Source organism: Pyxidicoccus xibeiensis (genome assembly GCF_024198175.1).
In the GTDB taxonomy this organism is placed as follows: domain Bacteria; phylum Myxococcota; class Myxococcia; order Myxococcales; family Myxococcaceae; genus Myxococcus; species Myxococcus xibeiensis.
On sequence record NZ_JAJVKV010000003.1, the window covers coordinates 15,907 to 29,654 of the forward strand.

General features: G+C 72.4%; 7 protein-coding genes. 4 read left to right on the plus strand and 3 right to left on the minus strand.

Going from position 1 to position 13,748, the window contains the following annotated elements:
* Nucleotides 1-36: 36 nt before the first annotated feature.
* Together LXT23_RS12830 and LXT23_RS12835 are read right to left on the minus strand one after the other, a co-directional pair.
* Nucleotides 37-864 carry an alpha/beta hydrolase fold domain-containing protein gene (locus tag LXT23_RS12830; protein WP_253980451.1) on the minus strand — a complete coding sequence of 276 codons (828 nt, stop codon included), beginning with the start codon at nucleotides 862-864 and terminating at the stop codon, nucleotides 37-39.
* Nucleotides 861-7,094 carry a type I polyketide synthase gene (locus tag LXT23_RS12835; RefSeq protein WP_253980452.1) on the minus strand — a complete coding sequence of 2,078 codons (6,234 nt, stop codon included), beginning with the start codon at nucleotides 7,092-7,094 and terminating at the stop codon, nucleotides 861-863. Before LXT23_RS12835 ends, LXT23_RS12830 begins: the two co-directional genes overlap by 4 nt.
* Nucleotides 7,095-7,642: 548 nt before the next feature.
* On the opposite strand from LXT23_RS12835, the gene LXT23_RS12840 reads away from it, so the two are divergent.
* The 3 genes from LXT23_RS12840 to LXT23_RS12850 all read left to right on the plus strand — a co-directional run bounded on the left by LXT23_RS12840 (nucleotide 7,643) and on the right by LXT23_RS12850 (nucleotide 10,555).
* A complete protein-coding gene (locus tag LXT23_RS12840; protein WP_253980453.1) occupies nucleotides 7,643-8,146 on the plus strand; it encodes a hypothetical protein in 504 nt (167 codons plus the stop codon).
* Between the two features lie 50 nt (nucleotides 8,147-8,196).
* On the plus strand, nucleotides 8,197-9,237 hold the full coding sequence (locus tag LXT23_RS12845; protein ID WP_253980454.1) for an acyl-CoA desaturase: 1,041 nt from the start codon (nucleotides 8,197-8,199) through the stop codon (nucleotides 9,235-9,237).
* A 115-nt stretch (nucleotides 9,238-9,352) separates the two neighbouring features.
* Entirely contained in the window at nucleotides 9,353-10,555 is a 1,203-nt protein-coding gene (locus tag LXT23_RS12850; RefSeq protein WP_253980455.1) for a peptidase C39 family protein, read from the plus strand.
* Here LXT23_RS12850 and LXT23_RS12855 read toward each other — a convergent pair.
* A complete protein-coding gene (locus LXT23_RS12855; RefSeq protein ID WP_253980456.1) occupies nucleotides 10,518-11,582 on the minus strand; it encodes an alpha/beta hydrolase in 1,065 nt (354 codons plus the stop codon). The two genes, LXT23_RS12850 and LXT23_RS12855, sit on opposite strands and share 38 nt — an antisense overlap.
* Nucleotides 11,583-11,862: 280 nt before the next feature.
* On the opposite strand from LXT23_RS12855, the gene LXT23_RS12860 reads away from it, so the two are divergent.
* The gene (locus tag LXT23_RS12860; protein WP_256560810.1) at nucleotides 11,863-13,707 is read left to right on the plus strand and encodes a DUF4215 domain-containing protein; all 1,845 of its coding nucleotides are present in this window, start codon (nucleotides 11,863-11,865) and stop codon (nucleotides 13,705-13,707) included.
* Nucleotides 13,708-13,748 lie beyond the last annotated feature (41 nt).

Consider the following 13,748-nt stretch of genomic DNA (forward strand, 5'->3'; position numbering starts at 1 on the left):
GTCTCCGATTCCAGGAAAGTTCGAGGGTCCCATGTCTCAGGGGTCCAACCCGGCCCGGGCCTCGGCGAGGGCGGCTGGATGTTTCAGAAGCTCAGAGTGCCCTACGCCCGGGAACGACTGGAAGGAGCCCCCCAGCCGGCGGGCAAGCTCCTCCCCATGGGCAGGAGGCAGGGCCCCGTCCGCCAGCCCGTGCAGCACCCGGACGGGTGGCAGGCCCGCGGCGGCGAGGGAGAGGTTGTCGTACCGGTCCGGAGTCCACAGCCGGCCCCAGAGCCCCTTGTCCGTCACGTCCATCTCGGTGAAGGGCGCCATCAGCACCAGGCCCCGCGCGGGCGTCCCGTCCTGCTCGAGGGCGTGGGCCGCCGCGAGCGCCGCCTGGCTTCCCATGGAGAAGCCCACGAGGTGGAGCGAGGCCGGGTCCACCTTGTGGGTGGCCACCAGCCAGCGCACCGCGGCCCGGGCGCCGGCCTGGAGCGCCTCCGGCGAGGGCTTCCCGGGAGAGCTGTCGAAGCCCGGCGGCGCCACCGCGGCCAGCCCGAGCCCCCGGCCTGCGTCCAGCGACTCGAGGACGCTGCGCGCCTCCGCGAGGTAGCCCGGCCCGTTGCCGCCGAAGAAGACCACCCAGCGTGACTGCCCCGGCGCGGGAGGCCGCGTCAGCGCCCGCTGGAGCGGGGGGCCCTGGACCTCCGAGAGGCTCCACCCTCCCGTGGCCAGCGCGGCGCCCGCCTCGGCGGACAGGGGCGTGCCGTCATAGGGGAACGGTCCCGGTGCCTTCGACCTGCCCTGCCCGCCGAGCTTCACCGAGACCACCCCCAGGGCGCCCACGAGCGCCACGACGACGAGCAGCCACTTCCTCCGCTTCACTTCTTTCCACCCGGCTGCTGCGCCTCGTCCAGGGCCGCGCGCAGGTAGCGCCCCAGGATCTGCACGTTGGGCTCCCGCACCAGGCTGTCGTGGTCCCCCGGCACCTCGCGGATGCGCAGGGTGGGCACGAGCGGCTCCCAGCCCAGGCTGGTGCCCATGTGCGAGTAGACGGGGCTGATCTCCTGCGCGCGGAACAGCGTCACCGGCCCCGTGTAGGGGCGCGGGCTGTAGCGGCTCGCCAGGTTCTGGAAGCGCTCGGTGAGCTGCACGTCGCGCAGCTCGATGGGGAGCGCCTCACCGCGCTGCTCGTACCAGCGCATCTTGAGCTGGTTCACCAGCCGGTTGCCGTCGCGCTCCACCCGGCTGCGCAGCTTGCGCGTGACGTAGGTGGTGCCCTCCTCGCGCAGCCCCTTCAGTCGCTCGCCCAGCGACAGCCGGCGCTCCTGGGTGCGGGGGTGGAAGGTGTCCAGGAACGCGACGAGCCGCACCTCCTCGCCCAGTTCCTTGAGCCGCTGCGCCATCTCGTAGGCCACCACGCCGCCGCCGGAGTAGCCGCCGAGGAGGTACGGCCCCTTCGGCCGGACCTGGCGGATGCTCTCCAGGTAGATGCTGGCCATCTCCTCGATGCTGTCCGCCGGGGGCAGCTTGCCGTCCACGCCCCGCGCCTGCAGGCCGTAGAAGGGCTGGTCCTTGCCCAGCGTCCCCGCCAGCTCGCGGAAGTTGAGGACGTTGCCGCCCGCGCCGTGCACGCAGAAGAAGGGCGTGCCGGAGCTGCCCTTCTGGATGGTGACCAGCGGCGTCCACTCCCGGGGCTGTGCCTTGCCGGCCGTGACCGGAGCCGCGGCCTGCGCCGCCCCGCCCGGAGCGGCGTCCGGCGTGAAGGGGATGCCCGCGGCCTCGCGCACCAGGGCCGCGCACTGCTCCAGCGTGGGCGCCTCGAACAGCGTGGCCAGCGTCAGGTCCGCGCCCAGCGTCTTCTTGATGCGCGCGAACAGGCGCACCGCGATGAGCGAGTGTCCGCCCAGCTCGAAGAAGTTGTCCTTGAGCCCCACCTTCGGAGCGCCGAGCAGCTGCTGCCACAGCTCGGCCAGCTTCCGCTCCACGTCGTCGCGAGGCGCGTCCGCCGCCGCCGGGCCGCTGGCCGCGCCCTCCTGGGACACCGCCGCCGCCGCGGGCTTCTCCTCCGGCTTGGGGCGCATGCGCGCCGCCAGCCCGTGCAGGTCCATGGAGCTGACGAACAGCGCGTTCGTCCCCGTGAGGGACAGCGCGCGCAGGAAGGCCTCCTGGCCCTCCGCCGGCTTGATGCCCAGGGGCAGCCACGACTCGAGCAGCGAGCCCTTCTTCTGCGTCGGGCGGCCGAACCGCCGCGCCTCGACGGCGGCGACGAGGTAGCCCTCGATGGCGCAGAAGACGCGGCCATCCGCGTCGGTGAGCGTCACGTCCAGCAGCGCCCCGCGGCCCTCCTCCTGGCGCACGCGCACGTGGCTCAGCGCCACCTCGGGCCAGGGGCCCCACACGCGCAGGTGGCGGTAGGAGACGGGCACGTGCAGCTTGCCGGGCTGGCCCGCGTCGGGCAGCAGCGAGAAGGCGAAGCCGGAGGCGATGTCCAGCAGCCCGGGCGGCAGCTTGTACGTCGCCAGGTCCTCGCGGAACGCGCGCGGCAGCTCCAGCCGGCCCAGGGCCTCGGAGGCCCCGAAGCCCGCGTGGCGCAGCACCTTCCAGCGCGGCCCGAAGGCCAGGGTGGCGTCCTGCGGAAGGGCCTGCTGGCCCTCGCCGAAGTCGAGCGGACGCTCCGCGCAGCGCGAGCGCGCCGCGGGCACGTCGAGCGGCGCCGGGGCCTCGCCCGCCACCGGGCCGAGGCGCGCCGTGGCGTGCTCCACCCAGGCGCTTCCTGCCGCGCGGCTCAGCACGCGGAAGGAGAAGCCGTCACCCTCGGGCGTCAGCCCGACCTCCACCTCGCGCACCTCGCCGTCCGGGACGTCCAGCGGCGCCACGAACGAGAGGTGGGAGACCTCGAGCGGGACACCGGGGTGCACCGTCTCCCACGCCGCGCGGGCCAGCTCCACGTAGCCCGTGCCGGGGAGGACGGGCCCGCCGCCACGCATGCGGTGCTCGTCCAGCACCCACAGGTGCTTCGCGTCGTAGATGGCGCGGAAGACGTGGCCCGAGGGCGCGTCCACGCGGCGCTGGAGCAGCGGGTGCGCCACCGGCTCGCCCGGAGGCAGCTGCGGCGCGAGCTGCGCCGCGGCCATGCCCACCTCCTGCCAGACGCCCCACGCCAGCGCGAGCGCGCGCTTCGCGGTGCCCGTCGCCTCCAGCCGGGCCGCCTGGGCCAGCAGGAAGGAGTTGGCCGCGACGTAGTCCACCTGCCCCGGGGGCCCGAGGTACGCGCTCGTCGACGAGAAGCTGACGAAGAAGTCCAGGCTGGCGCCCTGCAGCGCCTCCTCGAGCGCGAGCGCGCCGAGCGCCTTGGGCGACAGGACGCGCAGCGCGGAGTCGCGCGTCTTCGCCTCCAGCGGACCATCCTCGAGGGTGCCCGCCGCGTGCACCACGCCGTGCAGGGCCCCGAAGCGCGCCTTCACCTCGGCGACGGCTGCCCGGAGCTGGCCGGCGTCCGAGGTGTCCGCCTTGAGCAGCAGCACCTGCGCGCCGAGTCCCTCCAGCGTGCGCTGGAGCTCGGCGTGCGAGGCGCTGGCGGCCGACCGCGAGACGAGCGCGAGCCGGGCTTTGGCCTTGCGCGCGAACAGCTCGGCGAGGGTCCGTCCGATGCCGCCGAGGCCACCGGTGATGAGGTACACGCCCTGCTCGCGCAGCGGCGTCTTCGCCTCGTCCAGGGTGACGCGCTCCACCACCTGCGCCAGGCGGCGGCCGCCGCGCAGCGCCACCGCGCCCTCCACGTCGGCACGCAGCAGCTCGTCCGCGAGCTGGCGGGCCTGCGCGGCCGGCTCGCCCTCCACGTCCAGGTCCACCGCGCGCGCCGACAGCTCGGGCAGCTCCTTGGGCGCGACGAGCACCGGGCCGAGGGCGAGCGCCTGCTCCGGGGCCTTCGCGGGCCCTTCCGCGGACATGCCTCCGCGCATCACGCGCACATAGCGCAGGCCCTTCGGCAGCGACTCGGCCGTGAGGGACTGCATCAGCGCCAGCGGCGTGAGGAAGTGGCGCGACACCGCGCGCTCCCAGCCCGTCCCGGCGCCACCGGCCTCGGGCAGGTCCACCAGCCTCGGGGGCACGCGGCCCTCGGAGCCCAGCGCGTCCCACAGCGCCTCCCAGTCCTCGCGTGCGTCGGGGCGCACCGTGAAGCGGCCATCGTCCCCGCGGGCGAAGGCGTCTCCCGGCTGCACGCGCACGAGCTGCGCGCCCCGGGCGGCCAGCTCGCGAGACAGCTCCTCGGCGAGCGGCGACGTCTCGGCGAGCAGCATCCAGCGCTCGTTCGCGGCGGGCAGCTCCGGCGGCGAGCCCGGCTGCTCCCGGAACCGGGGCGCGTAGCCCCAGCGCGCCACGTCCTCCTCGCGCACCAGCGGGCGCTCGCCCTGGCGCCGGGCCATGAAGGAGCCCTCGCCCGGCTCCACCCAGTGACGCTCCCGCTCGAAGGCATACGTCGGCAGCGCCACGCGCCGCCGCTTCTGGCCGTCAAAGAGGGCCGCCGCATCCAGGTTGACGCCCGCCGCCCACAGCCGGCCGAGCGCGAGCTGGAAGAAGGCCAGGTCGGGGACGGTGTCGTTGGGGTGGCGCAGCGACGGCACGAGCTGCTCGGCCTGGGGCTTGTCCACCTGGGCGCGCAGCAGCTGCGTCAGCGTCTGGCCGGGGCCCACCTCCAGGTAGACGCGGGACTTCTCCGCCAGCAGCACGCTGGCGCCCTCGGCGAAGCGCACCGGGTTGCGCAGGTGGCGCACCCAGTACTCGGGGCTGGTGGCCTCCTCGGGCGTCACCCAGGTGCCGGTGACGTTGCTTATCCACTTTCCGGTGGGCGCGGAGAAGCGCACCTTCGACAGGTACTCGCGGAACAGCGGGAGGATGGGCTCCAGCATCCGCGAGTGCGCGGCGACGCGGATGTGCAGCCGGCGCGCCTCCACCTCACGGGCCTTGAGCTGCGCCTCCAGCGCTTCGATGGCGGCCACCTCGCCGGACACGAGGCACAGGCCCGGCGCGTTGTGCGCGCCCAGGTCCAGGCCGGGCCCCAGCAGGGGCTTCAGCTCCTCCTCGGGCAGCTCCACGCTGAGCATGGCGCCCGCGGGGAGCTGGTCGAAGAGGCGGCCGCGGCAGGCGACGATGCCCAGCGCGTCCTTCACGGAGAAGACGCCCAAGAGCTGCGCGCAGGCGTACTCGCCCATGCTGTGGCCCATGCAGGCCTGGGGCGTCAGCCCGCGCGCCTTCCACAGCGCGGCGAGCGACAGCTCCACGGACAGCAGCGCGGGCAGCGCGTACGTGGCCTGCTCCAGCTGGGTGCGGGCCGCGGCCTCGGCGCCGGCTTCCGGGAACAGCAGCGGGCGCAGCTTCAGCGACTCGTGCTGCTCCAGAATCGTGAGGCACTCGTCCAGCATGCGGCGGAAGACGGGCTCCTGCTCGTAGAGCCCCTTCGCCATGCCCGGGTACTGCGCGCCGCCGCCGGGGAAGAGGAACACCACCGAGCGGCCCTCCGCCTCCGTCTGGGCCTGCGCGGTGCGGGCCGCCTCGGGCTGCTCCAGCAGGCGGACGGCTTCTTCCCGGGACGAAGCCACTACCGCGCGCCGGTGCGCGAAGCGGCGGCGGCCGGCCAGCAGCGTGAAGGACACGTCTCCCAGGTTGGGGGCGCCCTCCTCGCCCAGCCGCTGGGCCAGCCGACGGCTGGCGCGCTCGAGCGCGGCGGGGGTGCGGGCGGACAGCCAGAGCGTCTCGAAGGGGCGCGCGGCGGACGTCTGCGGCTGCGCCGGGGCCTCCTCCAGGATGACGTGCGCGTTGGTGCCGCCCACGCCCAGCGAGTTCACCGCCGCGCGGCGCGGACGGCCCTTCACCGCCCAGTCGCGAAGGGCGGCGTTCACCGTGAACGGGGTGCGGCCGAAGTCGATTTGCGGGTTCGGCTTCTCGTAGTTGAGCGTCGGCGCCATCTGCCGGTGGCGCAGCATCTGGACGACCTTGATGAAGCTCGCCACGCCGGCCGCGGTGTCCAGGTGGCCGATGTTCGTCTTCACCGAGCCGATGCGGCAGAACCCCGTCTTCTGCGTCTGCGTGCGGAAGGCCTGGGTGAGCGCGGTGATTTCAATCGGGTCGCCCACCGGCGTGCCGGTGCCATGGCACTCGATGTAGTCGATGGTGTCGGCCGTCACGCCGGAGACGTTGAGCGCCTCCACCACCGCGTCCGCCTGCCCATCCACGGACGGCGCCAGGTAGCCCACCTTGCGCGCGCCGTCGTTGTTCACCGCGCTGCCCTTCACCACCGCGTAGATGGTGTCGCCATCCGCCAGCGCGTCCTCCAGCCGGCGCAGGGCCACCACGCCCACGCCGCTGCCGAACAGCGTCCCCTGGCTGCGGTGGTCGAAGGCGCGGCAGTGCCCGTCGGGGGAGAGAATCTCCCCTTCCGTGTACAGGTAGCCCCGGTAGTGCGGCAGCTCCAGGGTGACGCCGCCCGCGAGCGCCAGGTCACACTCGCGCGCCAGCAGGCTCTGCACCGCCGAGTGGATGGCCACCAGCGACGTGGAGCACGCCGTCTGCACGTTGAGGCTGGGGCCGCGCAGGTCCAGGCAATACGAGACGCGGGTGGTGAGGAAGTCCTTGTCGTTGCCCGTGTGCCGCACCAGGAACAGGCCTACCTGCTCCATCAGCTTCGGGTTGGTGAAGAGGTTGTACGGCATGTACGCGTTCATGCCGGAGCCGCCGAACACGCCGACGGGGCCCTTGAAGCTCTCGGGCGGGTGCCCGCAGTGCTCCAGCGCCTCCCAGCACACCTCCAGGAAGTGCCGGTGCTGGGGGTCCATGAGGGACGCCTCGCGCGCGCTGAACCCGAAGAAGCCGGCGTCGAAGTCCTCCAGCCCCTCGTACACCATGCCGGCCTTCACGTAGTTCGGGTCCTGCAGCACCGAGGGGTCCACGCCCGCGCTCAGCAGCTGCGCGTCCGTGAACCAGGTGATGGAGCCCACGCCATCCCGCACGCGGCGCCAGAAGGTGTCTACGTCCCTCGCCCCAGGCAGTCGCGCGGCCATCCCCACCACCGCGATGTCTGGAGAATCAGCAAACCCCTCGGCTTCGTCCGTCATGGCAATCGCTCTTCAACCAACCGTTTTGAAGGAAGGTCGTTCCAATACACTTACGGGGAGGATCATAGGACCCCGGCGTCCGGGCCCGGACTTCCTGGCCTGCTCACCAGACGGCTGTTCATCCGGCCCCCCCTGGGCGGTCCTGAAGAAGACGGATGCCAACAGATTCCTTGAAGGAAGGGGATACTTTTCGCGTGACGGTGGCATGAAAAGGGACTCAGGGTGTGATTCACCCGGCCTCGGGGACCTGCCCCTGCCACGCCGTGTGCGGGTGTTCCTTTAGACCCAGGGCTTGAACGGCGGCAGAGACAGGCGGGAGGAGGACGTCCCCCTCCGCGCCAGCCAGGCCTTCAGTGCTCGACGTTCGGGTCCCAGGTCCAGCCCAGCTGCCGCGGGCCCTGGGTCGTGTTCACCAAGGACGCACGCGCGTTCCGCGGGGACGTGGCCCGGGTGGCCTCTCCAGGGTGCCCCACTCTGGCGCCCCGAAGGGGCCGTGCTGGTACAGCGATTGCTGATGCCACCCTGCAACTCTTTGCTGGGAGGTCCTCATGCGGAAGCAGCTTCTGCGGTCCCTGACGCTGGCGCTCACGGTGTCCACCCTGGTCGGCACGACGAGCGCGTTCGCGGCGGATTGCCGCGCAACGAAGTCCGTCAAGGACAGCGCCGCCAGCGTCTCGGCCAACACGGCCGCGGGTGGCCATGTCTCCATCCACGTCAAGGGCAACAAGACGGAGGCCGGCAAGTCCCAGTTCCAGTCCGAGGCGGACTACAAGAGCGCGTGGACCGCGTGGGTGAACTACACGGGCCCCAAGGGCCCCACGCCCAAGGTGTGTGGCGGCGGCGGAGGCACGATGATGGACTGCGTCCCGGCGGACCTCGTCGGCCTGGGGACGAACAAGGGCTACGTCTGCCAGGAGGTCGACAAGAACGGCATGTGCACGAAGGGGTACAACTTCACGCCGTCGAAGGTGGCCTTCCGCTACGCCAAGAATGACAAGGGCGTGTGGATCCTCAACACGGCCTACCCCTCGGCGAACGACAGCTGCGCGTAGCCGGTGACCCACTGCCGCGCCAGGGGAACACTGGCGTAGCCTCGCGGTGAATGGTGAGTCCCGCGCTGTCCGAGACGCCCTCCGCCCTGCCCTCCCCGGAGGCACGTCCCGGGGGCGCCACCCCACCCCTGCGCGGAGCCAGACGGGCGCTGGTGCTCTTCGTGCTCCAGGGGCTTCCGCTGCTCGGGCTGGGCCATGGCCTGTGGCGCCTCCACCATACGGGCATCAGCGGGCTGGAGGTGGGCCTGCTGGTGGGCATGTACCTGCTCACCATGACGGGCGTGGAGCTGGGCTTCCACCGCTACTTCTCGCACCGCACCTTCGAGACGACGCGGCCGCTGCGGGCCGGCCTCCTCGTCCTCGGCTCCATGGCGGGCCAGGGCTCCGCGCTGCTGTGGAGCGGCGTGCACCGCTGGCACCATGCGCACACGGACGTGCCGGGAGACCTGCACTCGCCCACGCTGGGCCGGCAGGGCGCGTGGCAGCGCGTGCGCGGCTTCTTCTGGTCGCAGTTCCTCTGGTATCTGGACGCGCCGGCCATTGCACGCTTCGGCCGCTTCCTGGACGCCCACCGCGCGTCGCCGGAGACGCTGCTGGCCTCGGCGGAGGACTCCCAGGAGTCCCGGCTCGCGCGCACCCTGCCGGACCTGCTGCGCGACGCCTGGCTCGTGCGGCTGAACCAACGCTACGGGCTGTGGGTGCTGCTCGGCTTCGCGCTGCCCGCGGCGGTGGGGGGCCTGGCCACCGGCACCTGGGACGGCGCGCTGGGCGGCCTGGTGTGGGGCGGCTTCGTCCGCTTCTTCCTCGTGCAGCAGGTCACCTTCGCCATCAACTCGGTGACGCACACGGTGGGAACGCGCCCGCTGGAGACGCGGGACGACAGCCGCAACAACGCGGTGATGGCGGTGCTCACGCTCGGCGCCGGGTGGCACAACAACCACCATGCCTTCCCGGGCTCGGCCTTCACCGGCTTGCGCTGGTGGCAGGTGGACCCGCTGGGCCTGCTCCTCCGGCTGCTGGCCCGGCTCGGCTGGGTCTGGGACGTTCGCGCGCCCTCGCCCGAGGCCATCGCCGCGCGCCTGCGCCGGTGAGGCGGGCGTCCGGGACGTTCTCCAGCGCGCGAATCCGACGGCGCCCGCCACGGGAGCGCAGCGTCCGGGCCTCGAACACGCAATAAAGGCCGGACCTGAATACCCCGGAGGCATCATGAGGCAGTCCAGGTTGGCCGCGTGCACGCTGCTGCTCACCCTCGCGCTCGTCCCGGCGCTGGCCGTGGCGGGCCAGAGCGCCTCCACCCGCTGGGCGGCGAGCCGGGGCGACTTCGCCTCCTGGCAGCTCAGCGGCGTGGGCCGCGCGGCGGATGGCACGCTCCAACTGCTTCCCGGCCAGTCCTGGTCCGGCACGGACCCCTACGGCCCGGGCGGCTACTACGGCGGCACCTACTACAACGGCGGCACCTTCGTTCAGGGCGAGGCCACCAGCCCCATCCTCACCAGCGCGTTCGCCTTCCGCGAGGCCATCGCCTCCTGGGAGGCCACCACGCCCACGGGCACCTGGGTGGAGACGCTCCTGCGCGTGCAGGTGGGTGGCACCTGGACGAAGTGGTACAGCCTGGGTGTCTGGGCCTCGGGCAGCGCCCCGGTGCGGCGGCACTCGGTGGACTCCCAGTCGGACACCGTGGCGAGGGTCGCCATCGACACGCTGGTCGTCACCTCCAAGAAGGCGGCCGCGAGCGCCTGGCAGGTGAAGACGCGCCTGTTCAGCGCGGATGGCGTGGCCTCGCCCACGCTGCATGCCAGCGCCGTCACCGTCTCCACCTCACCGGAGTCCCGGCCCACCATTCCCGCCGGCAACCCCGCGCGCTGGAACACGGTGCTCGCGGTGCCCCGGTGCTCGCAGATGGTCTACCCGGACGGCGGCGAGGTCTGGTGCAGTCCCACGTCCACGGCCATGGTGCTGAAGTACTGGACGCAAGACACCAGCGCCTGCGAGCCGGCGGTGCGCGCGGCCGTCAGCGGCGTGTACGACTGGTTCTACGGCGGGCACGGCAACTGGCCCTTCAACACGGCGTATGCGGCCACGCAGGGCTTCCAGGCCCATGTGGCGCGCTTCACCAGCTTCGCCCAGCTGGAGCCGTGGCTCTCCGCCGGAGTGCCGGCCATCCTCAGCGTCGCGTGGGGCAAGGGCGAGCTGACGGGCGCGCCCATCCCCTCCACCGCGGGCCACCTCCTCGTGCTCTCGGGCTTCGATGCTTCCGGCAACCCCGTGGTGAACGACCCGGCCGGCGCCAGCGACACGGCCGTGCGGCGCACCTACCTCCGCTCGGAGCTGGAGCCGCTGTGGCTCTCGCGCTCCGGCGGCACGGCCTACCTCATCCATCCGCGCGGGTGGACCGTGCCCGCGCTGTAGCGGTGCCGCTCGCCTTCCGGGCGCCCTCGCCCTCGCGCTTGCGCAGCCACGAGGCGATGGCGCGCTCGCACTCGGCATGGCGGTCGAGGAAGGCGAAGTGGCCGCTGTCCACCTCCACGTAGGTGGCGAGCTTGCCCATGCGCTCGGCGAAGTCCCGCATGGCGCGCGTGGGCATCATCGAGTCGTGCCGTCCCTGCACCAGCAGCGTGGGGACGGTCGGGCTGGCCGCGTGGGACATGGCGCCGGAGACGAGCACCAGCCCGCGCAGCTCGATGCGGGGATGTGAGACGCGATTGACGAGGACGCTGGCGCCCGCGCCGCCGTTGGAGAGGCCGCTCAGGTAGACGCGGCGCACGCCCCGGTCGGCAAGCCACGCCAGCGTCTGCTCCAGCGTCTGCTCGCCCCGGGAGGACCACCAGTCTCCAGCGGGCCCCACCGACGGGCAGACGGTGAGCGCGGAGATGGCCTGGGCGGCCCGGGCCAGCTGCCAGCAGTACACGGAGAAGTTGCCCGCGTAGCCGTGGAGGAAGACGACGGCCGTCTCCGGATTGGCGCTGCTCGCAGGAGGGATGACCACGGCGTCGAAGGACTCCGGAGACTGGAGGCCCAGGTACGTGGCGACGGCGGGCGTGGCCATCGTGCCCGCGGCGGCGTCCAGCCGGTCGAAGGCGCCTTCCAGCGCGGCAACGAAGTCGTGCGAGTCCGAGCGCGGCAGGCCGCTGGAGAGCATCAGCGCATGCGCCGCGAGCAGGGTGCCGTCCCGCTCGGCGACGAGGCCGTTCACCCACCGGCTGCCTCCGTCCGGGATGAGCACGGTCTCCACCGGGCCACCACCGGCGAGCCCCAGGCGCACCCCGGCGACGAGCAGCACGAGCCCCAGCCCCACCCGCGTCAGTCCCCGCCGCCGTCGCCAGGGCCGGGAGAGCAGGCCCAGCGTCACGAGCAGAAGTCCCACCGCGTAGCCCCAACCGGAGGGCGAGGCGCCGATGCGGGCGGCGGCGGCCAGCACCAGCAAGGCCACCGGCATCAGGACGAGTCCCAGGATGAACGCGGACCAGGGCCTGCGCCTGGAGGCAGGAGCCGGTGCGCCGAAGTGGGACAGGTGCCGCGTTGCGCTCGGGGAAGAGGCGTGGGACATGGTCCGAGATTGCGACGGGGAACGCGCTTGAAGGGGCCGCCGGGGCCGACCGGTCCGGAACTCCCTGCGAGCGGCTCTGGCCCTTCCGCGAGCGGACGGTGCCCTCGGGCTGTCAGTAACAAAGTTACAATTGGCATCCTGCGCGAAACTCCTTCACCCTGAGTCCCATATGACACCCCGGCCTCTTCACTCTCGACTCGTCCACGTGTTGCTCACCTCCCTCTTCCTCTCCCTGGCGGCCTGCGGGGATGACGACCCCGGCGACCGGGACGCGGGCCCTGGCGTTCCGGATGCGTCCGCGCAGGACAGCGGCACCGACGCGGGGACGGCCGACGCGGGCGGTGACGCCGGCTCCGACGCCGGGGCGACCGATGCGGGCGATGACGCCGGGACGACAGACGCAGGCACGGATGCGGGCACCGATGCTGGAAGCGACGCGGGCACCGCGCGCTGTGGCGACGGCGTGAAGCAGGCACCGGAGGCCTGCGACGACGGCAACACGGTGAGCGCTGACGGCTGCTCGGCGACCTGTGGAGAAGTGGAGTCGGGCTGGGTCTGCGACCAGGAAGGCCAGCCCTGCACCCGGGTGCCCGTGTGTGGCAATGGCCAGCTCCAGCCCCCGGAGACCTGCGACGATGGAAACACGGCCGCCGGGGACGGCTGCAGCGCCACGTGCGCCGTGGAGCCCGGGTGGAACTGCGCGTCCACCGGCGGCCGCTGCCATGCCGCGGCGTGCGGTGACAACATCATTGCCGGCGAGGAGGAGTGCGAGGACGGCAATGCCGCCAACAACGACGGCTGCAGCGCGTCGTGCCGCCTGGAGAACGGCTACAAATGCCCCAACGTCGGCCAGCGCTGCCTGCGCACCACCTGCGGTGACAAGGTCGTCGAGGGCACCGAGCAGTGCGACGACGGCAACTACGACCTGGGTGACGGCTGCTCGCCGCTGTGCGTGCGCGAGCCGGCGTGCAGCAACGGCATCTGCCAGGAGCGCTGCGGCGACGGCGTGATTCTGCCCAACAGCACCGCCGAGCAGTGCGACGACGGCAACACGCGCGCCAACGACGGCTGCTCGTCGACGTGCCGCCTCGAGGATGGCTTCGCCTGCCAGGTCATCACGCAGGCCCCGCCCCTGAAGGTGTCCATCCCCATCGTCTACCGCGACTTCCGTGGCTATGACCTTGCGGCCACGACCACCCTGCCTCGCGGCCACATCGACTTCGAGAACAAGAACGGCATCGAGCGGGGCATCCTCACCGCGACGCTGGGCCGGGACGGCAAGCCCGTCTACGCGAAGGAGGGCGTGTCCTCCGACACCACCCACGGCAGGTGGGCGTTCGACCAGTGGTACCGGGACGTGGTGGACGTCAACAAGCCCTTCGTCGGCACGCTCGACCTGACGCGCCAGCCGAACGGCTCCTACCTGTTCGACGACCCGGAGTTCTTCCCTCTCGACAACCAGGGCTGGGTGGCCACGGGCCAGGAGCCCCGGCGCGATGGGAACCACAACTTCAGCTTCACCAGCGAGACCCGTTACTGGTTCGAGTACAAGGGCACCGAGGTGCTCACCTTCCGCGGCGACGACGACGTGTGGGTGTTCATCAACGGCCGCCTCGCGCTGGACCTGGGCGGCGTCCACAGCCCGGAGGATGGCAGCGTCACCCTGTCTCAGCGGGCCACCCAGTTCGGCCTCACCCCCGGCGGCATCTACGAGGCCGCGGTGTTCCAGGCTGAGCGCCACACCACCGGCTCCTCCTACCGGCTCACGCTCAACAACTTCGAGACCCGGCGCACCGAGTGCGTGCGCCTGTGCGGCAACGCCATTGTCGACCGGGGCGAGGAGTGCGACGACGGCATGAACGACGGTGGCTACGGCCAGTGCTTCCCCGGCTGCCTGCTGGGGCCTCGGTGCGGGGACGCCGTCCTCCAGACTGGAGACGGCGAGGAGTGCGACGACGGCAACACCACCAGCAACGACGGCTGCGACGCCACCTGCAAGGTGGAGCTTCCCTGACCTTCACCGCGCGCCCTGGGCTTCACCTCCCAGGGCGCGCG

Coding starts and splice junctions, on each gene's coding strand:
- LXT23_RS12840 (WP_253980453.1), top strand. CDS start 7,643: ATGCGGAAGCAGCTTCTGCGGTCCCTGACGCTGGCGCTCACGGTGTCC.
- LXT23_RS12860 (WP_256560810.1), top strand. CDS start 11,863: ATGACACCCCGGCCTCTTCACTCTCGACTCGTCCACGTGTTGCTCACC.
- LXT23_RS12835 (WP_253980452.1), bottom strand. CDS start 7,094: ATGACGGACGAAGCCGAGGGGTTTGCTGATTCTCCAGACATCGCGGTG.
- LXT23_RS12845 (WP_253980454.1), top strand. CDS start 8,197: ATGGTGAGTCCCGCGCTGTCCGAGACGCCCTCCGCCCTGCCCTCCCCG.
- LXT23_RS12855 (WP_253980456.1), bottom strand. CDS start 11,582: ATGCCGGTGGCCTTGCTGGTGCTGGCCGCCGCCGCCCGCATCGGCGCC.
- LXT23_RS12850 (WP_253980455.1), top strand. CDS start 9,353: ATGAGGCAGTCCAGGTTGGCCGCGTGCACGCTGCTGCTCACCCTCGCG.